The organism is Proteus sp. fly-1008 (genome assembly GCF_040140305.1).
GTDB classification, from domain to species: domain Bacteria; phylum Pseudomonadota; class Gammaproteobacteria; order Enterobacterales; family Enterobacteriaceae; genus Proteus; species Proteus vulgaris_B.
The window spans coordinates 909,153-933,942 of sequence record NZ_JBEEWH010000001.1; the positions used below are offsets into that span (position 1 = coordinate 909,153).

General features: G+C 39.3%; 20 protein-coding genes. 4 read left to right on the plus strand and 16 right to left on the minus strand.

The features are described 5' to 3' along the window. Positions 1-75: 75 nt before the first annotated feature. Positions 76-1,407, minus strand: coding sequence for an isochorismate synthase (locus ABN256_RS04235; RefSeq protein ID WP_349439172.1), 1,332 nt, complete (start codon positions 1,405-1,407; stop codon positions 76-78). 211 nt (positions 1,408-1,618) lie between these two features. Here ABN256_RS04235 and ABN256_RS04240 point away from each other — a divergent pair, with 211 nt between their 5' ends. Continuing rightward, positions 1,619-2,830: an alpha-xenorhabdolysin family binary toxin subunit A gene (locus ABN256_RS04240; RefSeq protein WP_196553758.1), complete on the plus strand. Its 1,212-nt coding sequence runs from the start codon at positions 1,619-1,621 to the stop codon at positions 2,828-2,830. Between the two features lie 14 nt (positions 2,831-2,844). Further along, positions 2,845-3,888 (plus strand): alpha-xenorhabdolysin family binary toxin subunit B, encoded by a 1,044-nt coding sequence (locus ABN256_RS04245; protein WP_196553759.1) that lies wholly within the window; start codon positions 2,845-2,847, stop codon positions 3,886-3,888. A gap of 66 nt (positions 3,889-3,954) precedes the next feature. Here ABN256_RS04245 and nuoN read toward each other — a convergent pair whose 3' ends face one another. From nuoN to hexA, 14 genes are all read right to left on the minus strand, one after another. Next, entirely contained in the window at positions 3,955-5,424 is a 1,470-nt protein-coding gene (gene nuoN / locus ABN256_RS04250) for an NADH-quinone oxidoreductase subunit NuoN (RefSeq protein ID WP_072068601.1), read from the minus strand. 6 nt (positions 5,425-5,430) lie between these two features. After that, positions 5,431-6,960: an NADH-quinone oxidoreductase subunit M gene (gene nuoM / locus ABN256_RS04255; protein ID WP_349439175.1), complete on the minus strand. Its 1,530-nt coding sequence runs from the start codon at positions 6,958-6,960 to the stop codon at positions 5,431-5,433. Between the two features lie 19 nt (positions 6,961-6,979). Further along, on the minus strand, positions 6,980-8,815 hold the full coding sequence (gene nuoL, locus ABN256_RS04260) for an NADH-quinone oxidoreductase subunit L (RefSeq protein ID WP_196553761.1): 1,836 nt from the start codon (positions 8,813-8,815) through the stop codon (positions 6,980-6,982). After that, complete coding sequence (gene nuoK, locus ABN256_RS04265; protein WP_023581731.1) at positions 8,812-9,114, minus strand: NADH-quinone oxidoreductase subunit NuoK; 303 nt, start codon at positions 9,112-9,114, stop codon at positions 8,812-8,814. Before nuoK ends, nuoL begins: the two co-directional genes overlap by 4 nt. Further along, complete coding sequence (gene nuoJ / locus ABN256_RS04270; RefSeq protein WP_072068604.1) at positions 9,111-9,659, minus strand: NADH-quinone oxidoreductase subunit J; 549 nt, start codon at positions 9,657-9,659, stop codon at positions 9,111-9,113. The genes nuoK and nuoJ overlap by 4 nt, the downstream gene beginning before the upstream one ends. Before the next feature lie 12 nt (positions 9,660-9,671). Continuing rightward, complete coding sequence (nuoI, locus tag ABN256_RS04275; protein ID WP_036935576.1) at positions 9,672-10,214, minus strand: NADH-quinone oxidoreductase subunit NuoI; 543 nt, start codon at positions 10,212-10,214, stop codon at positions 9,672-9,674. Positions 10,215-10,228: 14 nt separating this feature from the next. Then, positions 10,229-11,206, minus strand: coding sequence for an NADH-quinone oxidoreductase subunit NuoH (gene nuoH, locus ABN256_RS04280; RefSeq protein ID WP_006533300.1), 978 nt, complete (start codon positions 11,204-11,206; stop codon positions 10,229-10,231). Then, positions 11,206-13,938 (minus strand): NADH-quinone oxidoreductase subunit NuoG, encoded by a 2,733-nt coding sequence (gene nuoG / locus ABN256_RS04285; RefSeq protein WP_196553763.1) that lies wholly within the window; start codon positions 13,936-13,938, stop codon positions 11,206-11,208. Before nuoG ends, nuoH begins: the two co-directional genes overlap by 1 nt. A 53-nt stretch (positions 13,939-13,991) precedes the next feature. Next, positions 13,992-15,356 (minus strand): NADH-quinone oxidoreductase subunit NuoF, encoded by a 1,365-nt coding sequence (gene nuoF / locus ABN256_RS04290; RefSeq protein WP_072068606.1) that lies wholly within the window; start codon positions 15,354-15,356, stop codon positions 13,992-13,994. Then, positions 15,353-15,898 carry an NADH-quinone oxidoreductase subunit NuoE gene (nuoE, locus tag ABN256_RS04295; protein WP_006533305.1) on the minus strand — a complete coding sequence of 182 codons (546 nt, stop codon included), beginning with the start codon at positions 15,896-15,898 and terminating at the stop codon, positions 15,353-15,355. Before nuoE ends, nuoF begins: the two co-directional genes overlap by 4 nt. Before the next feature lie 2 nt (positions 15,899-15,900). Next, the gene (gene nuoC, locus ABN256_RS04300) at positions 15,901-17,697 is read right to left on the minus strand and encodes an NADH-quinone oxidoreductase subunit C/D (protein ID WP_072068607.1); all 1,797 of its coding nucleotides are present in this window, start codon (positions 17,695-17,697) and stop codon (positions 15,901-15,903) included. Positions 17,698-17,773: 76 nt separating this feature from the next. Beyond that, positions 17,774-18,448: a NuoB/complex I 20 kDa subunit family protein gene (locus ABN256_RS04305; protein ID WP_072068608.1), complete on the minus strand. Its 675-nt coding sequence runs from the start codon at positions 18,446-18,448 to the stop codon at positions 17,774-17,776. Between the two features lie 17 nt (positions 18,449-18,465). Further along, the gene (locus ABN256_RS04310; protein WP_072068609.1) at positions 18,466-18,918 is read right to left on the minus strand and encodes an NADH-quinone oxidoreductase subunit A; all 453 of its coding nucleotides are present in this window, start codon (positions 18,916-18,918) and stop codon (positions 18,466-18,468) included. An 800-nt stretch (positions 18,919-19,718) separates the two neighbouring features. Then, positions 19,719-20,636, minus strand: a complete 918-nt coding sequence (gene hexA / locus ABN256_RS04315; protein WP_072068610.1) for a transcriptional regulator HexA — start codon at positions 20,634-20,636, stop codon at positions 19,719-19,721. Positions 20,637-21,490: 854 nt separating this feature from the next. Between hexA and ABN256_RS04320 the strand changes: the two genes are divergently transcribed. Together ABN256_RS04320 and yfbR are read left to right on the plus strand one after the other, a co-directional pair. Then, positions 21,491-22,705, plus strand: a complete 1,215-nt coding sequence (locus ABN256_RS04320) for a pyridoxal phosphate-dependent aminotransferase (protein ID WP_072068611.1) — start codon at positions 21,491-21,493, stop codon at positions 22,703-22,705. Positions 22,706-22,840: 135 nt separating this feature from the next. Further along, complete coding sequence (yfbR, locus tag ABN256_RS04325) at positions 22,841-23,422, plus strand: 5'-deoxynucleotidase (protein WP_049203494.1); 582 nt, start codon at positions 22,841-22,843, stop codon at positions 23,420-23,422. Between the two features lie 47 nt (positions 23,423-23,469). On the opposite strand, the gene ABN256_RS04330 is transcribed toward yfbR, so the two are convergent. Beyond that, complete coding sequence (locus ABN256_RS04330; protein WP_340893414.1) at positions 23,470-24,705, minus strand: hypothetical protein; 1,236 nt, start codon at positions 24,703-24,705, stop codon at positions 23,470-23,472. Positions 24,706-24,790 lie beyond the last annotated feature (85 nt).

Sequence of the window (24,790 nt, forward strand, 5' to 3'; positions counted from 1 at the left end):
GCTTAAAAAATACTCATCAAATTATGATTATTATTGCTGATGCTATTTATTTTAACTCCGATTTTCGGTAGAAAATTAACTCTCTTTTTCCAGCAACGTTCGTAAACCTGCCGCTTTATTTTCAATTTCTACCCACTCTTGCTGTGGATCAGAGTCGGCCACAACACCCGCACCCGCATATAGCGTCAAGGTATCATCATGCAACTCACCGCAACGCAAGCTTACTGCAAATTCTGCATGAGGAAGCGATAAATACCCAGCGGATCCAGCATACCAACGGCGCTCAAAAGGCTCATGTTTACGAATAAAAGCGCGTGCAACACTTCTTGGTAATCCACACACCGCCGCAGTTGGCTGTAATCGTTTTAAACAATCAATATCATTTGAATTAATTAACTTTCCATGAATATAACGACGAAGATGCTGCACTTTCCGTAAGCGGATAACATCAGCTGGAGAGACATCGATACCGTCAACACCACCTTGTAATCGTTGACAAATATCATCAACGACAACCAAATTTTCATGCTGATTTTTTTTGTCATTCATCAGCCAATCTGCAAATGCTATTGCTTGTTGCTCATTATCCGAACTCGCTACGGTTCCTGCTAACGCTTCGGTATACAGCATCAACTCATCACGTTTATATAATCTTTCAGGTGTTGATCCCATAAAGGCATCTGAAGGTGAAAATGCCAACATATAATGATAGCAATGATGATTGACATCACGACTTGCTTTCATAAATTGAATAGCTTTAAGTGGATTATCCAATGTTAAGCACGTAGCCCTTGCTGGCACCACTTTTTCAAATAAGCCTTGGTTAATTTCATCTAATGCAATATTAAGATAATGAGTCCATTGCTCTTGCGTTAAAGAGTGATTAACTTGAGTCACAGAAACAGAGAGAGGCTCAATATCTAGCGATTGATTTAATGTTTGCAGAAAATCTAAGGTGTCTTTTTTATCAGCGTCATCAAGTAAATTTAAATGAACAGAAAGCTCTTGCTGGTGGCGTCTAATTTCAATCCTAGGTAAAAAAAGATAGGCATCATCCCCGTTTATCTCATCTATACGGCCAGGAATAATGGTATCCCACGCATTTAAGCCCCAAATACGCACATCATCAATATTTAGACCAGACTGATGCGTTGCTAAAAATTGGCGAGCGTCTTGAATATGATTAAAGCAACATAATTGCCCACACACTGCCACTTCTTCACTCTCATCGCGGTGCTGCCAATAAAATTGCGGATAATACACCTGAGCAGCAAGCCATGAGAGCAATGAGAACGAAACATCTGACGGCAAGGCGACTTTCAAATGTAAAAGATTACCTTGTGCTGTCAGATTTATTTTTTTAACTTTTTCGTACAGTGTCGAAAACACAGGATTAACCTTTTCCACTCCAAATACCCACAACTAATTAAAAAGGAGATTATACGTCTCTATAAGAATTATCAAAGGACTGATTAATTATAACCTTTGTCATTTATCAAAGTTTTGTATTTTTCATGTTACAAAGTAGGAGCATTAATCTGTAAATTCTAAATAGTAAACAAATCATTCTAAAAACATGCTGTATAGATAAAAAATCATTATACATAAGAGAGGTTATATGGATACAACCATCTTTGAACAGGTTGATCAAATTATTGAATCACCGGATATCCCTAAAGTTGCACTCGGCTTAATATTAGGAAAGGGTATCAAAAATGGTCGATTACCTGGCATAGTTACTTCACATGATTTAATTAAAATAAAATCTTATGTTAATAAAACACTTTCCCTTCCTTTCACACAAGAAGATGTTATCGATTTTGTTGGTTATAATGAAATAAGTGTACCTCAACTCTCTCCGGATAATATCTTATCCCTTTTTGTTAGAATGCGTGAGCATGCTTTTGAGTGGAATAAAATTGAGTACAATATAAAACAGCAAGCAATAGATCTAGAAATTATGGGTAGAGAAATCACGTCTACGGGTGAAAAAATAATATCATTTATTAACCAAATGCCATTATTAGTAAAAATTGGCACTTTAGTTAGCGATCTTTCAGATAAAGAATTAGAACAAATCCAATATAGCGATCAAGATAAACAAGTAACAACTCAGCTTATTCATATATTAGAAAGTATGAAAAAAGATATAACAGCAGAGAAAAAGAAAACATTAAAAATAAAAAAAAGTTTATCAATATTTAGAAATAAAATTGTTGGCGGAGTGGAAAGTAAAGAGACGGTACACCATTCAATATATCATGAAATTCTAAATAAAAAGAAATTTGTGAATGAGTTTTATAATAATGATCGTAGCTCACTTATTGAAGAGAGAGACCTGCTTATTGAAGATATTTCATTACTCAAAGAGGAGTATAAAAACTATGTCGGACTTGCTTTTACAGGGCTTGCGGCAGGTATTATTGGTGTCATTATTACTGGGGGTATTTTTGGAGCAAAAGCAGAGAAAGTACGCAAAAAGAAAAATGAATTAATTGAAAAGGTAAAAAAACTTAATGATAATATAGATAAGTATACCAGTTTATCATTTTGCTTAAGCTCTTTTTATATTGAATTAGAAGAAATTGAACAGCTTATTGAAGATACGAATATGGCTCTTGAACATATTGAATATGTTTGGCAAGCAATATTAACTGAAATAGACGTTTCTCTTGCCAATTTCAATAAAATAAACAACGCATTAGAACTTATTAAATTTAGTATTTACTTTGAAAAAATTATTTCTCCTTGGTATATGGTTATTGGTTACTCTAAAGAAATTCTACTTTCTTTTGATAATGCACTCTCTTCTTTCTACTCATCAAATTAACAAAAGGAATTGTTATGAAAAATAATGATAACTCTTTAGTATTAGATTCGCCCTTTGAACACAATAAATTATTTTATGCTTATCGTAACATCCTTTATTTGGGCAATAACAAGTGTTACACAGAAGATAAAATGAATAGGAATATTACACTTTTCTTAGAAAGAAATAATAAAAACATTGAAAAAATCATTTATTTTTCACTATTATTAAAAAGCAGATTGAGACAGAAATTACTCAATGAAACATTTAGAACGATTAACGAAATTAACAATGAAATTGATAGCAACAAAATCAGTCTTGAGCTAAAAATAAGACTGGAAGAAGAAAAAAAAAGTATATTAAATATCTATTCTAATGAAGTTGATGAAACGGTTAGTATTATTATTGAACACTGTGTATTTATCTCTTCAGAAATTGACTATTTAAATACACAATTTATTCTTGATGAACTCATGCCATCTATCAAAGAGAAAGAAAGATTAATTAACTCACTTACACAAGAGCTTATTAGTTTAGATAACATTTGTAGTGAAACCAAGAAAGAACTCGATATTATACAAAAAAGCGAAATTATTTTACATGAGAAAGGTTTTCTCTATCTTTTCACAAATTCTATCCCCTCTAAAGAGATCATTGAAAATCTCGATATTGAAGTCAATGATAAAAACATACTAAACACATTAATTAATATACTCTCAAAATTATTCTCTATTTTGGATAGTGGTTTTTCTTATACAAATATTGTTGATGCTCGTCATCAATTAACCGATCTTTATCTAAAGCAAATTAAGGAGATTAGTAGGTTAAAAAATAAGAAACAAAATATCCTCTTTGAATTAAAACATTACTACGCTTTAACAGATATTGATCATTTTTTAAAAATATTCATTAATCAAATGCTTTTATTAAACGAGTACTGGCTTGTTATTCAACAGCAACTCATCGAATTAAAAGAAAATATTTCATTAACTGAACACTTTATCATTCCTCTATTCTTATTTTTAGATAACTTCTCCTTATACTATGGTGATAATAAAAAAATAATGAATGATAAATAAATATATCGATAAAAAAACGGCTCTATCACAAGAGCCGTTTTAATATTTGAAGACGCTTTTTATCAATTAGTTTGCTACAGGTGCAATAATCGCAAAATTCGTCAATTCAATTAATGGTTGTGGCCATACACCTAATGCAATCACAACAATCGCACAAATTAATGCAACAAATGTCGCCATATTTTGTGATGTTGTTGCAATAGCAGGCGTATTGTCATTATCTGGTTTACGTAAGAAGACAATTGCAGCAGCGCGTAGGTAGTAGAATAAACCAATTGCACTACCTAACACGACCATACCGGTTAACCACCATAAGCTTGAGTTAATACCTGCAATAATCACATATAGTTTACCAATGAACCCTAAGGTAATTGGCACACCAGCCAGTGATAACATCATCAGAGACATAACCACAGCAACAACAGGGCGGCGCCAGAATAATCCACGGTAATCCTCTAGTGAATCCATTTCGCTTTCGCGATAAGGACTTGAAGCTACCGCGATTGCACCAAATGCACCTAAGCTTGCAAATAAGTAACCCGCTAAATAGATTTCAGCCGTTTCTTGCGCCAGCACAGGACTGTATTGCAATACAATTAATGCTACTAGTAGATAACCAAGATGTGATACCGACGAGTAACCCAGTAAGCGCTTCACGCTTTTTTGCGTTAACGCCATAATGTTACCAAACAGGATAGAGGCAATTGCCATGAAACCTAAGATCATCCGTAAAGTTTCACTATCTGCCGCAGGCGCTTCAAGGAATAAACGCATCACAACCGCAAAAATACCAATCTTACTTGCTGTGGCTAAGAATGCCCCTGTTGGTGCCGGTGCACCTTGGTAAACATCTGGTGTCCATAATTGGAATGGGAATAAAGATAATTTAAATCCAATTCCCACCAGCATCATGCCTAAACCTGCAAGCACTAATGGTTTATGGATATTGCTATCACTTAAACTTTGTCCCATGGCAGTAAAGGAAAGGTTTCCTGCTTCTGCATAGAGAAGTGCCATACCAAACAGTAAAAAAGAAGACGCAGCTGCTGAAAGCAACATGTATTTAATGCCCGCTTCCAGTGATGGACGTTGTTGGAATGCATAACCGATAAGACCAAACAGTGGCAATGTCAGCAATTCAATACCAATAAACATCGATGCGAAATGATGAGCAGATGAGAGTAAAATTCCCCCCACTACTGCAATCGAAATCAGCAAGTAAAACTCTTCTTTGTTATCTTGATAGCCTTCTAACCAAGGATAAGCAAAAGCGATAGTACCAATACCAGAAAGAATAACTAGCGCAGTAAAGAAGCTAGAGTATCCATCAACATGGTAAAGCGTGGTCACGTCAACGACGCCTAATGCATTAACGTAATAGAGTGATCCCAACGCAATAATGAAACCCGTTGCTGTCAAAGTGGCAATGGTGAAATGATCGCGTCGCCACGCAATGGACAGCATCACAACCACCACCGTCAATCCGACGATTAATAGCGGTAGCATTGCGATCAATTGTTCAGGAGTTATTGTCATGGCGAATTACGGCCTTACTGTTGAAATAGAAGCGGAATACCAAGTCTGGAGATTTTCCATCGCTGATGCCGAAGTGTCTAATACTGGTTGTGGGAAGAAGCCCAGAATAACCAGTAAAACCACCAAGGTGATCAGGATAAAGAATTCTCTCAGATCCAACCCTTTATAGGTTCTTTCAGCTGTTTTCGGTGAACCGTAGTAAGCCTGTTGCATCATCCATAGTGCGTAAACAGATGCAAAGACTAAACCAAAGACCGAAATAATCGTGATCAGCTTAAAGTTGCCATAAGTACCAAACAGGATCATAAACTCACCGACGAAGTTACCTGTTCCTGGCATACCTAAAGAGGCGACCGCAAAGAACAGCGAAAACGCTGGTAAGAAACGGATGCTTTTCCACAATCCACCCATTTGATTCATATCACGTGTACCTAAGCGTTCATATAGCATGCCACACATGATAAATAGACCTGCAGCTGACAAGCCGTTAGTGATCATCTGAATGATAGCACCTTGGTAAGCCAATACAGAGCCAGCATAAATCGCAATCACGATAAAGCCCATGTGAGAAATACTACTGTAAGCCGCAAGACGTTTAATATCTGTCTGACGAAATGCCAGTAGTGCTGCATAAAATACGGTAATTAAACCTAACCACATTGCCACAGGAGCAAGCAATGCTGATGCTTCTGGAAATAGTGGTAAGTTAAAACGCAATAAACCGTAAGCTGCTGTTTTTAACAAAATACCGGATAAGTCAACAGAACCCGCTGTTGGTGCTTCTGCGTGCGCATCGGCTAACCAGCCATGAACAGGAACGATTGGCATTTTCACCGCAAATGCAGCGAAGAAACCTAACATCAGGATAAATTGTAGCTCAGTACTTAATACGGTGTGTGCTTGTAATAAGGTGTCATAGCTAAACGTCCAAATACCTGTTTCACGGTAGAAAGCAACCGCTAAACCGATAATAGCCAGCAACATTAACAGGCCACTTGCCTGCGTATAGATAAAGAATTTCGTTGCTGCACTGACGTGTGCTTTATCACTACTTCCTTTGTGTCCCCATAAAGAAATCAGGAAATACATTGGGATCAACATCATTTCCCAAAAGAAGAAGAATAAGAACAAGTCTGTTGCTAAAAATACTCCCATTACACCTGCTAAGATCCACAGCAGGTTAAAATGGAAAGCACCTTGTGATGGTTGGTTTTCACTCCACGAAGAGAGTACCGCTAAAATACCTAAAATTGCGGTTAAAACAGCCATCAGCAATGACATACCATCAAGTGCGAACTGGATGTTTATCCCTAATGCAGGTATCCACGGCACAAAGTAATACTCTGTCCAGCGTGGCGCTCCATCAGCACTGAGTAGTTGATAATCGCCTTGCAACCATAGTTGCACAGAAATAACGAGTGTTAATCCCATCGTCAGCAACGCAACCCAGCGAGGAACTTGCGAGCCGATTCGTTCAGCCTGCCAACTTAGCAGGCCACCGATGAAGGGAATAAGTATTAGCCAGGGTAATAACATGGCGCAATGTGTCCCTTAATTAAACCAGAAGCAGCAGAGCGATAACCAGCACTGCACCTAAACCGAGAGAAGCCGCATACCAACGTGCTAATCCATTTTCACTGAAACTTAGTCCTTTATTGGTGCCTTTAAGCAAGCAACCAAATAAATTAAAGAATTGGTTCACAGGATCATTTTGGATAAGCCACGCCGCCCCTTTATAAGGTTTGACAAACAGCACTTCATACAGTGCATCGAATCCCCAAGCATGGAACCACCATGTTGAGAAGAAACGACCGGTACGAGTATTGGCAACCTTAGAAACGCATTGACGCTGTTTCAGGTATAACCATGCTGCAATGGCAACGCCTACAATCGCTACCACACCAGAAAGTATTTCTAACACATACTTACCATCATGAGATGCATTTACTTCAGGGAAAACAGCACCTAACGGTTGAGTAATTAATGCACCGATAAACGTTGATAACAGTGCTAATACCGCTAATGGGAAAGTATGTGTAAAACCTTTAACTTGGTGTGCTTCGGTTTTGGTTTCACCATGGAATACGATGAAAATCAAACGGAAGGTATAAAGTGACGTAAATAACGCACCAATTAACCCTGCTAGCATTAAATTAAAATGCCCGTTTGAGTACGCACCCCATAAGATTTCATCTTTACTGAAGAACCCTGCTGTTAACAGTGGTAATGCTGCTAATGCGCCACCACCAATTAAGAAACAAGCATAAACAAACGGGATCTTCTTACGTAACCCGCCCATCTTAAAGATATTCTGTTCGTGGTGGCAGGCTACAATTACCGAACCTGCGGATAAGAACAGTAATGCTTTAAAGAAAGCGTGAGTCATTAAGTGAAAAATTGCCGCATCCCATGCTTGAGCGCCTAAAGCCAAGAACATATAACCAATTTGGCTCATGGTTGAATAAGCAAGAATACGTTTGATGTCTGTTTGTACTAAAGCTGCAAAACCCGCTAGCACTAATGTAACTGCACCGATAATGCCGACTAATTCCAGTACTTCTGGTGCCATTAAGAATAGCGCATTGCTACGTGCCACTAAGTACACACCCGCTGTAACCATGGTTGCGGCGTGAATTAATGCAGATACCGGTGTTGGACCTGCCATTGCATCGGCTAGCCAAGTTTGTAATGGAAGCTGTGCAGATTTACCTACGGCACCGCCTAATACCATTAACATTGCCCAGTTAATGACACTTGAACCTACTGCTAATTGCTCAGGAGCAAGCACTGCCATTTCACGGAAGCTCAATGTGCCTAATTGGTCAAACAGGATAAACATACCGATAGCTAAGAACACATCACCGATACGCGTTACAATAAACGCTTTCATCGCTGCTGCGCCATTAGCTGGATTGCTATAATAGAAACCAATTAACAGGTAACTACATAGACCAACCCCTTCCCAACCCATATACATCAGCATCATGTTATCAGCCAGTACTAAAACAACCATACTTGCGATAAATAAGTTGGTATAAGCAAAGAAGCGAGAATACCCTTCTTCGCCACGCATATACCACGATGCATACATATGAATAAGGAAGCCAACACCCGTAATAACACCCAGCATGGTTAATGAAAGACCGTCAAGAACCAGAGTGAACGGAATATTAAAATTCCCTGCTGACATCCAATTCCATAAAGTCAGAACATAAGTTTCTTGCCCATTGGCAAAGAAATCCATACCAGCCCAAAGTGCAACTAAAGCCGATAAACCAACCGAACCTGTACCAATCCATGCTGATACGTTTTCAGACCAACGACCACGTGAGAAAGCGAGCAGTAAAAATCCCAGCAGTGGTAGCAGAATGGTTAAATAGAGTATATTCATCCGCGCATCTCACTGACTGTATCAATATTGATGTTTTGGCGATGTCTATGAAGCTGTAACAACAATGCCAGACCAATACTTGCCTCTGCCGCCGCCAAGCTGATAGCCAGAATATACATTATCTGACCATCTGTTTGACCCCAAAAGCTACCACCGACAACAAATGCCAGTGCAGCCGCATTAATCATAATTTCTAGTCCGATCAACATAAACAACAGGTTGCGGCGAAGTACTAAGCAGGTAAAACCTAACACAAACAGTACCGCAGCCAAGATCAAACCATGTTGAAGAGGTATCATTTTTGCTCCCCTGCATTTTCGTTTTCAACGATGTCGTTTTCGACGAGATCATCATGGCTCTGATCACGACCAATGTGATATGCAACTATTAACCCTGACAATAAGAGAACAGATGCTAACTCAACAGCCAGAATATAAGGCCCAAATAAGCTAATACCGACCTCTTTCGCGCCAATTATTTCTCCAGTAATTTCACCGTGAGTGACACTACTAATTGCATAAATAAGCACGACTAATAGCATCAGAGATAAAAGTGCTGGCCCAATCCAAAACTTCGGTTGCAGCCACTTTCTTTCTTGATCAACGACGGATTTACCTAGGTTGAGCATCATCACCACGAAAACGAACAACACCATAATGGCGCCAGCGTAAACGATGATTTCTAATGCACCTGCAAAATAGGCGCCCAGCGAGAAGAAAACCACAGAGAGTGCAATCAATGAAATCACTAAGTACAACAATGCGTGTACTGGATTGGTATGAGTGATAACTCTCAATGTTGCAAGGATGGCAATCAGTCCCGCGATGTAAAATGCAAATTCCATGAATATCGCTCCTTACGGTAACAGGCTTTTGACATCGATAGGTTTAGCTTCATCATCAGCTTCACCTTTATCTTTGCCGTTAATCGCCATACCTGTTTTACGGTAAAAGTTATATTCAGGATATTTGCCGGGTCCAGAAATCAACAGATCGTCTTTTTCATAAACCAGATCCTGACGCTTAAACTCGCCCATTTCAAAATCAGGCGTCAATTGCAACGCCGTTGTTGGGCAAGCTTCTTCACATAAACCGCAGAAAATACAGCGAGAAAAGTTGATACGGAAAAATTCCGGATACCAACGGCCATCTTCATGTTCTGCTTTCTGTAATGAAATACAGCCAACTGGACAAACTGCTGCACACAAGTTACAAGCAACACAGCGCTCTTCACCATCGGGATCACGCGTCAATACAATACGTCCACGGTAACGTGGTGCAACATTGACAGGTTCTTCCGGGTACATCTGTGTTTCACGTTTGGCGAAGGCGTGTAAGCCAATCATCCAAATGCTTCGTACCTGGGTGCCGAAACCAGTCAATAACTCTTTTAAAGTCATGGTTCAATCACCCCTTATTGAGCGTTGTAAAGTATCACTGCAGCAGTTACCAGCAGATTGATAAGAGTTAACGGTAAGCAAATTTTCCAACCAAAAGACATCACTTGGTCGTAACGCGGGCGCGGTAACGAAGCACGAATAAGGATGAACATCATCATGAAGAATCCTGTTTTCAGTGCAAACCAAATGAATGACGGTAAGAAAGGACCTTGCCAACCACCAAAGAATAACGTCACGATAAGACCTGATACCGCAACGATCCCGATATATTCACCAACAAAGAACAGACCGAATTTCATACCGGAATATTCAATGTGATAACCATCAGCAAGTTCTTGCTCTGCTTCTGGTTGGTCAAATGGATGACGGTGACAAACAGCAACACCGGCAATCGCAAACGTAATAAAGCCGAAGAATTGTGGGATAACATTCCACATATTCGCTTGTGAATTCACAATATCTGTCAAGTTAAAAGAGCCTGCTTGAGCAACAACCCCTAAGATTGAGAGTCCTAAAAACACCTCATAACTTACGGTTTGTGCTGATGCACGCATTGCACCTAACAATGAATATTTATTGTTACTTGACCAACCTGCAAATAACACGGCATAAACCGCGATACCCGCAACCATCAAGAAGAATAAAATACCGATGTTTAAGTCAGCAACAACCCATGTTGAGCTAACAGGTACAATGGCAAATGACAGCAATAAAGATGAAAACGCAATTACTGGTGCTATGGTGAAGATAAAGCGGTCAGCAAATTTTGGGATCCAGTCCTCTTTAAAGAACATTTTGATCATATCCGCAATTAGCTGTGCTGAACCTGCATAACCTACACGATTAGGCCCATAACGATTTTGGAATAATCCCAGTAAACGGCGTTCCCCCATACTCATAAAAGCACCACAGGTGACCACGACAAGCAAGATCACCACGGCTTTTAGAACGGTGAGTAAAATCTCTGTAACTTCAGGAGATAACCAGCTCATTATGCAATACCCCGCAGTTGACGAACCGATACACCCACCAGCGATGGAGAAATACCTGCCATACCTAACGGCAAGCCAATTTGACCTTGAGTCAGGTGAGCACTGATTTTCACAGGTAAGGTGAATTCACGACCTTCGTAAGTAAACATGGCTTGCTGACCTTGAGTTAACGCTAATGCTTGTGCATCAGATTCGCTCAATGTTAAATAAGCCGTTTCCATACGAGATTGGATAACTTCTGCACGTTGTGATAATTCTTCACTACCAAATAAACGGTAGCAAGGTGCAACAGTCCATTGATTTTTCTGTGCATTAAATGGCGCAGGAATATCCGTGAAGTAGCCAAGAGTACTATCACCACATTCAATTAGACGCACACCCGGATCACCAAAGCGTAAGCTGCCACCCACTTCTGCTTGGAATTTATTCCATGCTTGAGGTGAGTTCCAACCCGGCGCCCATGCAAATGGAATTTGCTGACGAGGTGCTGTTGGGCTGTTATTACCTTCCATTGAGAACGCAAATGGGGTGTCGATATCTTTTGGTTGACGCTGTTCATGAACAGACACATTCGCTAACATGGAAGTACGACCACTGTAACGATGTGGTTCACGCGCCAGTTTTTGACCACGAATACGGAATGACGCATTCGGAGCTGCATCAACAATGCCTGCAAACTGAGGAAGGCGTGTCGCACAATGCTCAATCACATTGTCTAACTGTGTCCAATCCAGTGTTCTTTCATGCCATTGTGAATCAACCGCACTTAACCAACGCCAGCTTTCATGCATCACGACTTCTTTGTTATAGAAAGAAGGTTCGAATACTTGGAAATAACGTTGTGCTCTACCCTCTTGGCTAACCATGGTGCCGTCGCTTTCAGCAAACGAAGAAGCAGGGAGAACCAAATGTGCCTTCGCCATAATGTCTGTTTGCTGGTGGTCAATAACAATTAAGTTATCAACTTTCGCAATCGCATCATCAATCATATCGGCGTCAAAATGGCGATATAAATCGTTTTCCATAACAACAACGGTGTCAGCTTGACCACTGCGCATGATTTTTAACGCATCATCAAGAGGTTGCGCATTCATCATGGCAAGACCCATGCTGTTTGCATCATCAGCAACGAAAGAAAGCCCCACTTCATTGCCTTTTGCTTTTAATGCAAACGCAATGTTGGCAGCAGCTTTAATAACGTCTTCACTACCGGCATGACTACCACTGATAATTAATGGTTTTTTTGCTTGAGAAAGTGCTTGAACAACCATCTCGATATGTTTATTCAGCGCATCATCGATACCATCAACCGCAGGTGCTTCACCGTTAATATTATTGGCAATCGCAAAACCTAAGCGTGCTTGATCAACAACAGGCGCGCGATAACTCCACGCAGCAACATCATCAAGGCGAGTTTCATCAACATGAGTTACAAACAGAGGATATTTCGCACGTTGCCCAATATTCATAATCGCAGCAATTTGCCAGTCAGCGACTTTTTGAGCAGCTGCCATTTCACGCGCTTTGCCTTTCACTGCTTGGCGTACAGACAATGCCATACGAGCACCGGTTTGCGTTAAATCTTCACCTAACACTAAAACCGCATCGTAATCTTCAATTTCACGTAGAGATGGAGTATAAACGCCACCTTTTTGTAAAATCTCTAGCATTAATGTCAAACGTTTCTGCTCTGATGTAGAAATACCGCTATAGAAGTTTTCAACACCAACAACTTCACGTAATGCAAAGTTACTTTCGATACTTGCACGCGGTGAGCCAATACCAACGATACGCTGGCTTTTCTTCAGCATATCCGCAGCGGCTTGAGTTGCTTGAACCGCACTGATCTCTAACCAGTTACTACCTAAACGTTTTTTAGGTTGGCGAGGTCTGCTTGCTAAGTTCACATAACCATAGCCAAAACGACCACGGTCACAGAGGAAATAGCGGTTTACAGTTCCGTTATAACGGTTTTCAATACGACGTAATTCACCATAGCGTTCACCCGGGCTTGTGTTACAACCCATGCTACAACCTTGGCAAATACTTGGTGCAAACTGCATATCCCACTTACGGTTATAACGTGATGAGTGAGTTTTATCAGTAAATACACCTGTCGGACAAATTTCTACCAAGTTACCCGAGAATTCGCTCTCTAACGTGCCATCTTCAACACGTCCAAAGAAAACGTTGTTATGTGCACCAAAAACACCTAAATCAGTGCCATCAGCATAGTCTTTGTAGTAACGAACACAGCGGTAACAAGCAATACAACGGTTCATTTCATGAGAAATAAACGGTCCCAGATCTTGATTTCTATGTGTACGCTTCGTAAAGCGATAGCGACGCATAGTATGACCTGTCATTACCGTCATATCTTGAAGGTGGCAGTTACCCCCTTCTTCACAAACTGGACAGTCATGAGGATGGTTTGTCATATACCATTCAACAACGCTTTCGCGGAATTTCTTCGCTTCTTCGTCATCAATAGAAATAAACGTGCCATCAGTCGCTGGCGTCATACAAGACATCACTAAACGACCGCGGGTATCCTCAGCATTTTGATACTGCTTAACCGCACACTGGCGGCAAGCGCCAACGCTTCCCAGCGCTGGGTGCCAGCAAAAATAAGGAATATCTAAGCCTAAATTAAGACAGGCTTCTAACAGGTTATCAGCCCCGTTAACTTCATATTCTTTGCCGTCTACATGAATCGTAGCCATAGTCAGCATGCTTCCCAAAGGCCTGCGCAGCAGGCGTTAAACCTAGAATGTATCGTGAAAAATTACCAGCGGCTTTTCAGCAAGTTAGGCTGAATACCTCTGATTAAGTTGGCATTGGTATAATCTTCTTGAATAATGCCAGCTTCAAATTCTTCACGGAAATATTTAATGGCGCTTTGTAAAGGTTCTACAGCACCCGGTGCGTGAGCACAGAATGTGTGTCCTGGACTTAAAGAACGACATAAATGCTCAAGAGTTTCGATATCACCAGGACGACCTTTACCATTTTCTATCGCACGTAAGATTTCGACACTCCATGGCAGGCCATCACGACAAGGTGTACACCAGCCACAAGATTCACGCGCAAAGAATTCTTCTAAGTTGCGAGTTAATGAAACCATATTAATTTCATTATCTACTGCCATTGCAAGCGCTGTGCCTAAACGGCTACCTGCTTTTGCAATCGTGCCAAAATCCATTGGGAGATCGAGGTGATCTTCAGTGAGAAAGTCAGTGCCAGCACCACCTGGTTGCCACGCTTTCAATTTGAGGCCATCACGCATTCCACCTGCGTAATCTTCAAGGATCTCACGCGCTGTCGTACCAAATGGTAATTCCCATAAGCCCGGATACTTCACGCGACCAGAGAATCCCATTAATTTAGTACCCGCATCTGGGCTTTTGCCTTCACTTAAGCCGATATACCAATCTTTACCATGCTCAATAATCGCGGGCACGTTACACAGTGTTTCAACGTTATTGACACAAGTTGGTTTACCCCATGCACCTGATGTTGCAGGAAATGGCGGTTTAGAACGCGGGTTAGCACGACGCCCTTCTAAAGAGTTGATTAATGCCGTTTCTTCACCACAGATGTAACGACCAGCACCTGTATGAACAAACAGCTCAAAATCAACCCCTGAACCGAAGATATTTTTACCAAGGAAACCTGCTGCTTTTGCTTCCTCAATCGCATGGCGTAAATGCTTAGCCGCTTCAATATATTCGCCACGAAGGAAAATATAACCACGATAAGCTTTTAGTGCGTGAGCACCGATAATCATCCCTTCAATTAACAGATGTGGAAGCTCTTCCATTAAGAGACGGTCTTTATATGTTCCCGGCTCCATTTCATCTGCATTACAAAGGATGTAACGGATATTCATGCTTTCATCTTTTGGCATCAGGCTCCATTTCAAGCCCGTTGAGAATCCAGCACCACCACGACCTTTTAGGCCAGCATCTTTGACTTCCGTTGTGACTTCAGTCGGTGACATGCCTTTTAATGCTTTTTCTGCCGCTTTATAACCGTTTTTAGCACGGTATTCATCCAGCCATACAGGCTGACGATCATCACGTAAGCGCCACGTTAGCGGGTGCGTTTCTGCGCTACGGATAATCGGTTTTGCTCCTGAAATTGCTGTCATGGATACTGCTCCAGTAACGTTTCAATCTCTTCAGGTTTAACAAAGCTGTGAGTATCGTCATCTACCATCATGGTAGGACCTTTATCACAATTACCTAAACAGCAGGTTGGCAGTAATGTAAAGCGACCATCTGGTGTTGTTTGACCAGGGATGATATTAAGATGCTTTTCAATTGCTGCTTGAATGCCTTGATAACCTGTAATATGACAAACCACGCTGTCACAAAAACGAATAATGTGACGACCAACGGGTTGACGGAAAATTTGGCTATAAAACGTAGCAACGCCTTCAACATCGCTAGCTGGTATCCCAAGCACATCCGCAATCGCATAGATCGCGCCGTCTTCCACCCATCCACGGTTCTTTTGCACAATTTTCAGTGCTTCTATAGATGCAGCTCGCGGATCTTCGTAGTGATGTTTTTCTTGTTCAATTTCAGCGCGTTCTTCTTCAGTTAATACAAACGTCGCTTTCTTTGAATGTGTGACATCAACAATTTCAATCTGCACCGCGTCATCTTTTTGGTTTAATTCATTTTGCATGATTAACGATCCACATCCGACATTACAAAATCAATACTTCCCAGATACACAATCAAGTCAGAAACCAAGCTACCGCGGATAACCGCTGGGATTTGTTGCAGGTGAGCAAAACTAGGCGTACGAATACGTGTACGGTAGCTCATTGTGCTGCCATCACTGGTTAAGTAATAGCTGTTGATCCCTTTAGTGGCTTCAACCATCTGGAATGATTCATTAGCAGGCATAACCGGGCCCCATGAAACCTGTAAGAAATGGTTAATCATAGTTTCGATATGCTGTAATGTGCGCTCTTTTGGTGGAGGCGTTGTCAGTGGATGGTCTGCTTTAAATGGCCCTTCTGGCATATTTTTATAGCACTGTTCCAAAATGCGTAAACTCTGGCGTAACTCTTCTACTTTCAGCATTACGCGATCGTAACAGTCACCATTACTTGCGACCGGAATTTCAAATTCAAAGTTTTCATAACCTGAATATGGACGCCATTTACGCACGTCAAACTCAACGCCTGTTGCACGAAGACCCGCACCTGTGACACCCCACTCTAACGCTTCTTTCGAGTTATATGAGGCAACACCGATAGTACGACCTTTCAAAATACTGTTTTGCAACGCTGCTTTTACGTAAGAATCTAGACGTTTTGGCATCCAATCTAAGAATTCACGTAATAAACGTTCCCAACCGCGAGGCAAGTCATGAGCAACACCGCCAATACGGAACCATGCGGGGTGCATACGGAATCCCGTAATCGCTTCAACAATGTTGTAGACTTTTTGACGATCAGTAAAGGCGAAGAACACTGGTGTCATTGCACCAACGTCTTGGATAAAGGTACTGATATACAGTAAGTGGCTATTAATACGAAATAGCTCAGACAGCATGACACGAATGACTTTAACACGTTCAGGCACTTCGATACCCGCAAGTTTTTCGACTGCAAGTACATAAGGCATTTCGTTAACGCATCCGCCAAGGTATTCGATTCGATCTGTATATGGGATATAGCTGTGCCAAGATTGGCGCTCACCCATTTTTTCAGCACCACGGTGGTGATAACCCACATCGGGTACACAGTCGACGATTTCCTCGCCATCAAGCTGAAGAATAATACGGAATGCACCGTGAGAAGATGGATGATTAGGGCCGAGGTTTAAGAACATAAAGTCCTCATTCTCAGTACCGCGTTTCATCCCCCACTCTTCAGGTTTAAATGTCAGCGATTCCATTTCCAGATCCTGTTTCTGCTTTGTCAGCACATAAGGATCGAACTCTGTCGCACGAGCAGGATAATCTTTACGCAGTGGATGACCTTCCCAATCAGGAAGCATCATTATACGGCGTAAGTTCGGGTGCCCATTAAAGACAATCCCAAACATATCCCAGACTTCACGCTCATACCAATTCGAGTTAGGAAAGAGAGATGTGATAGTCGGAACATTAAGATCATTTTCACTTAATGCGACTTTCAACATAATATCTTTATTACGATCGATTGATATCAGATGATAGAAAACGGAAAAGTCTGCTGCTGGCAAGCCTTGACGGTGCGTACGAAGACGCTCATCAAAACCATGCATATCAAACAGCATGACATAAGGTTTTGGTAAAGATTTGAGGTATTGCATTACCTCAATAAGTTGTTCCCGTTTAACCCAAACAACTGGCATGCCAGTACGAGTAGGCTGGAACGTAAACGCATCTGGCCCGAATTTCTGACGCAGTTCATTAACCACCTGATCATCAATATGATCGGTCGTTTCCCACGCTGGCCGAGCGCTTTTTTGCGCTATCTGATCGGTCATTTCTATTCACCACAACTTTGATCAGGGTTACTATGATCGCAACACATTGCTCTGGTTACGTCTTAGGCAAAAGCCTTTAAATTTCGTCAGGAGTACGCAGATTTTTGACTGCGATACGCTCACCGTGTTTTCTTTCTCGTTCTGATTGCATATTGGCACGGTAAACACCTTGGTCGCCGACAACCCACGATAATGGGCGACGTTCTTTACCAATGGACTCTTGTAATAACATTAATGCTTGCATATAAGCTTCAGGGCGTGGCGGACATCCAGGAATATACACATCAACTGGAATGAACTTATCCACACCTTGCACTACGGAATAGATGTCATACATACCACCAGAGTTAGCACATGCACCCATAGAGATAACCCATTTAGGTTCTAACATCTGATCATATAAACGCTGAATAACAGGTGCCATTTTCGTAAAGCACGTACCTGCAACCACCATAAAGTCTGCTTGACGAGGGGATGCACGTAAGACTTCGGAACCAAAACGAGCCACGTCATGTACTGCTGTAAATGACGTCACCATTTCAACGTAACAACAAGAAAGACCAAAGTTATATGGCCATAAAGAGTTTTTCCGTCCCCAGTTCACAACGTCATGCAACGCATGTTCCAGTTTTCCCATATACACGCTGCGATGAACGTGAGCATCTAATGGGTCACTGACAATTTCCTGTGTTTGCAGGGGATAACGGTCATTCTCACCGTTCGGATCTATGCGGGTGAGGGTATAATCCATTTCTAATGCCTCGCTTATTACTGCTGCGGATGTTTGCCGCTGGTTAATCGAACATGGCTTTTACTCGCAGTTTCACGGCGAGAGCGAATAGGCGTCCAATCTAATGCACCTATGCGAACCAAATAGAATAATCCAGCTAATAAAATAGCGATGAAGACTGATGCTTCAATAAAGCCTAACCAGCCGACTTCACGAACGGAAACAGCCCAGGCATAAAGAAACAATGCTTCAACATCGAAAATAACGAAAAACATGGCAACTAAATAGAATTTAGCCGACATGCGCAGACGAGCGCTGCCAACAGAATCAAGACCAGATTCATAAGGAACATGCTTTGCCCTTGCCTGTGCGCGTCCGCCTAAATAGCGGGCGCCCAACAACATGAGCGAACATAACCCCAATGCGCCTATGAGGAAGACAGCAAATGCCCAATGATGGGCGATAACTTCGGTGGTTGTAGACATACTCATTGCTTACTCATCAAAGGTGGTGTCAATTAACCAACTCTTATCCGGCGGTTTACACCACATTTCTAATTACGAAAAAAAAGGCGTATTAAACAGACTTGCTAATTAAACAACTAATAACAGTCTATTTATACCTTTCTTATTTTTTAGAAAACTTTGTAATAAATCACACTGTTTTCTATCGCGATTTAACAAATTTAACACTCATTTTTAACACCCAATTACTGGCTAATGCTAAAACGTGTCAGTCAATCTACAAAATTTTTACTAACACGCTTAGTCTAACCGATAATTCGATTTTACTACACCAGTATCTCAGGAAAAACCTGACTCAACACAGGCAAATGTGCCTTATTTTCTTGATCAAACTCACAAAATAGTCGAAAAAATACTTAATCAGTTTAAAATTTATCCAAATTTTAACAAATTAACTTTCCAATATTGTGGAGGAGGTCAAATATCCGTTTTGATTTGTGTTTTTATTCTCTAAAAACCTAGACAATCTTTTTATTTGTTAACAAATCCTACAAGTGATTAACCAAGGGGGAAGGTAAACATTTTTTTAACAAGCAGTTAAGGCGGTTATAGAATGAAATGTCACAAAGATGAATACATAAATCAACATAAATATTAACACAATGTTACTATATCCAAATATGACAATAAAAAAACGGAAATAAATGCGCTTAATTGCATCTATTCCCGTTTATCATTATTCATCACTATTTAGTCTTATTTGACTATTTTTTTAATCTTTAATTTTTGTGTTTTAACACTCAATATCTACACAACGATTAATGTGATTATTCCAGCTCAGTCGAGCTAATATCTTCAGGTGCAGTGACGGTATAAGGTGTTTTCTTGTTTTCAATTGCATTGAACACTGTTAACACCGCTTCATTTTGTTCATCAAAGTTACGATATAACCAATATTGTGTTTCAGGTAAACGCGGTAAACCTTCACTTTCGCCTAAAATACGTAAATCGGCATTTTGCATTTCAAGTGGACGCGCAGTAATACCCACTTCTGCATTTACGGCCGCACGAACAGCAGATAAAGAAGCAGCTTCATACGCAATACGCCATTGAATGCCTGCATCATCTAGTGTGTTCGTTGCTAATTGACGGAATGGGTTTGTTTCATCCATCACAACTAAAGGAATAGGCTCATTCATTTGTATTTGGAAATCAGGCGCACAGTGCCATAACACAGGTGCGGTGCGTAACGCTGTACGCGGGTGATGACCAATACGGGCTGTTGTTAATGCTAAATCAATTTCATGATTATCTAGCATTGCTTCAATATATTGAGAACGTTTAATACGTACATCAACCGCTAAACGTGGATATACTGACGCGATACGGTTTAATAAAAAAGGCAATAAAGTATCAACAGAGTCGTCAGAGGCACCAATACGTAGCTCCCCTTCTGCATCGCTATACGTTAATGACGCAGTTGCATCATCATTCGCACGTAAAATTTGACGAGCATAACCTAATAATTGAAGGCCATGCTCTGTAAGTAACTTATTACGACCATGACGGGCGAAAAGCTCTCTGCCCACCAATTGCTCTAAACGTTGCATCTGCTGACTAACAGCTGACTGGGTTCGACATACAGCAGCAGCTGCGGCTGCAAACGTGTTTAAATCTGCTACAGCTACAAACGTTCTAAGCAGATCGAGGTCGAGATTCATTATCGGACGATTTGCATTAATCATTGTTTATTCTTCACTTATTTTTGATTTTTAAATTACATATACCTGGTGTTTTTTTATCAAAAGTCTAAAAAAGACTTCTAATTAGACAGTACTCTACTCTGAAAAGGAGAGCAAAGACATACCGAATACTTTACATTTGTTTCTTATCGTTTACACCTCCTAGATAGAAAGGAATTGCATCTTTTTGTAACAAATTAAATTTTATTATCATTTCAAGCATTCACAAGAAAGAACTGCATACCATCATCACAAGTTAGACTTGGATCATACTATATTGTTTTCTCGTACATAAATTTTAACATTTTGAAAATAATTTAAATTATCTTAACTATGCATTCCAATTTAAGTATCTTCCCCTATAAATTAAATTTAAGATTTAAATTTAATTTATACTTAAACCGATTGATTGCTATAGAATAAAGTAGATTTAACCATATTATTTGAAAATTTAATATATTAAGTCAGATAATACAAATCCGATAAAATTATTCAATAATTGATTATGCAACATCCCATCTATCTATGTATCACATCAACTTATTTCTGATCACCACACTAAAAAGCCCTTATTCACTAGAATAATAATCTAGAATTATTATCAAAACTGAAATATAAACCCGCCATAAACCACACAATCAGTCATCAGAATAACATTCTAAGAATAAACTGACCTTTTACACCAAAAATTACCTAGCATCTTCAAAAGTTTGTAACGTAAGAGTAGAGTGATAGAACAGTTATTTGCTGGGGCAGCCTTTTCATTTGTATCTTTCTATATGAATAGCAATTGGCGATAAATGTCGCTAAGTCACCACAGTAGAGATACACGTCAGACCCTATTAGGTAAACGCGCTATGAATCAAATTAAAAAATCAAACAAACTCGAACATGTCTGTTACGACATTAGAGGTCCGGTTTTGCAAGAAGCAAAACGTCTGGAAGAAGAAGGTAATAAAGTTTTAAAACTCAATATTGGTAACCCGGCACCTTTTGGCTTTGAAGCACCTGATGAAATTTTAGTAGATGTTATTCGTAATCTACCAAGCTCACAGGGCTATAGTGATTCAAAAGGACTGTTCTCTGCACGTAAAGCTATCATGCAGCATTATCAAGCTCGTGACATGCGTGACGTCACTGTTGAAGACATCTATATTGGTAATGGTGTTTCTGAGTTAATCGTGCAAGCAATGCAAGCCTTATTAAATAATGGCGATGAAATGCTAGTGCCCGCTCCAGATTATCCTTTATGGACAGCTGCCGTTTCCCTTTCTGGAGGAAACGCAGTTCATTATATGTGTGATGAACAGCAAGGCTGGTTCCCTGATCTCGATGATATTCGTAGCAAAATTACAAAAAATACCCGTGGTATTGTTATTATTAATCCAAACAATCCAACTGGTGCGGTATATAGCAAAGATATTTTGATGGAAATCGTTGAAATAGCTCGTCAACATGACCTAATTATCTTTGCCGACGAAATCTACGATAAAATTCTCTATGATGATGCGGAACACCATTCTATTGCAGCGATGGCACCTGACTTATTAACAGTCACCTTTAATGGCTTATCAAAAACCTATCGCGTTGCGGGTTTCCGCCAAGGTTGGATGGTATTAAACGGCCCTAAAAAGCATGCTAAAAGCTACATTGAAGGCTTAAATATGCTGGCTTCCATGCGATTATGCGCCAACGTTCCGATGCAACACGCTATTCAAACTGCATTAGGTGGTTATCAAAGTATTAGCGAATTTATTCTACCGGGTGGTCGCTTATATGAACAACGCAATCGCGCTTGGGAACTGATCAATCAAATTCCTGGTGTGTCTTGCGTTAAACCTATGGGTGCATTATATATGTTCCCTAAAATAGACCTTAATCGCTACAGTATTAAAGACGATCAGAAGATGATCCTTGATTTATTACTGCAAGAAAAAGTTTTACTGGTACAAGGTACTGCCTTTAACTGGCCATACCCAGACCATTTCCGCATCGTCACCCTTCCCCGTGAAGATGATTTAGATATGGCAATTCAAAAATTTGGACGCTTTATTGTGGGTTATCACCAATAAAATTGTCTTCTATTAGAGAAAACGCAGTATAACAACCCGTTATATTGCGTTTTTTTATTTTCTTTTTTATTGGCGTTTACATCTGTTAATTATCCACTCACAATAATGTCTTCAATCACACAATTGGGAGATATTATGAGTTACTTTTTTGCCCACCTTTCTCGCTTGAAACTCATTACTCGTTGGCCTTTAATGCGTAATATTCGCCAAGAAAATGTTTCTGAGCACAGTTTACAAGTCGCTTTTGTCGCCCATGCTTTAGCGGTGATTAAAAATCGTAAGTTTGATGGTAATGTCAATGCTGAGCGTATCGCATTACAAGCGATGTATCATGATGCCAGCGAAGTGATCACCGGCGATATGCCAACCCCCATTAAATATCACAATCCGCAAATTGCCCATGAATATAAAAAAATAGAAAAATATGCACAGCAAAAATTAATTGAAATGCTACCTGAAGAGTTACAAGATGATTTTCGTCCGCTGATCGATGAACAATTACATAGTGAAGAAGAAACCTTTATTGTTAAGCAAGCAGATAGTCTGTGCGCTTATTTAAAATGTCTTGAAGAGTTAGCCGCAGGCAATAGCGAATTTAATCTGGCTAAAAATCGGTTAGAAAAGACCCTAGCAGAAAGACACAGCCCGGAGATGGACTATTTTATGAAGGTGTTTGTACCAGGGTTTAGTTTATCGCTTGATGAAATTAGTGAGTGATAATAATCACTCACTTTAAAGTTGATACTGTAATTTAATGATATAAATCAATCTTCATTTTTTACATCGTTTTTATCAGGATTAATATCCTTATCATTCATACCTTGTATATTTTCCATTTCCTTTATATTTTCTGCTAAAAACTTCAATGTATTGGATTCAAAACTTACGATCAAACCTTCTGTTAATTTATTTAGCCTATCAATTTTGCTATTATCTTTACCAATAACTAGATTTCTTATTCCTTTCATACCTCTAATAAATACATTACTTCTATTGATACTTTTTGTTTTTCCCATAGCAAGCATTATTATATCATTTTTATTTTCATTAAGTCTTAGTGCTTTCATATAATCTAATGTTTGGTCAATTGCCGAATTAACTGTCTCTAATCGTTTTTCTGCGTTTAATGTAGCAGCAAACTCTAAACCTTGATCTTTGATCATTTTTTCAATAATATTTTCGGCTTGTTCTAAATTAACATGAATATTATTGTCATTAAGATAGTGTTCAGCAATTCCTTGAAAAATATCATGTGTATTTAAATCACTTTTATTTCTAACAATATTTTTATTTTTAAAATCATTAACAAGTTCAAAAAGACCTTCTATTTTTTTATCAAATTTATTTGACTCCATTGTTTTTAATATATTTTTTGCTCTATTAGTGATATTCAACTTATTTTTTTCAGCGTCTATATATTCTTGGTATTTTTCATTTAAATAATCCTTTACATACTCAACAGAATCATTCTTATTATTATTTTCTAATATAGAAAAAATTATTGCCTCATCTGCATTGTTTAATTCTAATGAAATAGAAAAATTAGTCATTGCTTTTGATGCTTTATCATGAAACTCAGGTGCTAATGAAGTAAAATTATTATACTTTGATAATATCTCATTCCCCACACTTTCTTTATTATTCATCAAATTATTCGCGATCAATCCTTTAAAAACAGTACGACGTGTAGAAATAGCCTGTTTTATCTGTTTTAGATCATCGCTAACACTTTGAGTCAAATTTTTATTATGTTCACTAGAAAAAATAATGTTTTTATTATTTACTCTTGCTGTTGATTTACCCTGGCTATTTTTTTCTATTATTATCTTTTTTATTTTATTACTTAATACTTTGTTACTTCCTTTTGATGTATGATTATTGCCATTAGTTTTAAACTCTCTACTATTGTTTGATATAGTGCTTATTCTCTTGTCATCTTGAGTATTTTTATCATTCTGAATCAAAATGTTGTTTGGGGTGCTTATTGAATTTATACACATTATATATCTCTCTTATTAAATTATTTTCAGATCAATAATATGACTATACTTTTTTTTCTAAGAAAGATTTTCAGAAAACACACAT